This is a genomic window from Verrucomicrobium sp. 3C (genome assembly GCF_000379365.1).
Classification (GTDB): Bacteria; Verrucomicrobiota; Verrucomicrobiia; order Methylacidiphilales; family Methylacidiphilaceae; genus Methylacidimicrobium.
In genome coordinates, this window is the sequence record NZ_KB901875.1 from 1,359,707 (window position 1) to 1,360,005 (window position 299).

The window sequence follows — 299 nt, forward strand, 5'->3', positions numbered from 1 at the left end:
CATGAATCAGGAGGGTTTAAGTCCCTCCGGCGCTCGAATGAGGGGCGCCGTATCCAAAAGCGGGGGTAATGCCTCGCTGGCCACCGGCGTAAGTCGGTGGAGGACAGGGTGTCCGGAGCGATCCGGAATCCGAAGGTTTGAGGAGAAGTATCGGGCTGTAATCAATGAGGACAACCTCGAGGATGAACAGGTCGGCCAAAGATGGGGCAAGGTCGAGCCCGTAGTATGGGGGCGAAGGCGTTACTCATTCACCCATCGTACCAAGGTGTTTGCTGGCGGCACGATACGGAAGATTCATG

General features: G+C 57.5%; 1 protein-coding gene. It reads left to right on the forward strand.

Annotated elements, in window-relative coordinates:
* Positions 1 to 37: 37 nt before the first annotated feature.
* The coding region (locus A37A_RS22135) for a hypothetical protein (RefSeq protein ID WP_231363811.1) at positions 38 to 299 on the forward strand (262 nt) is incomplete at its 3' end.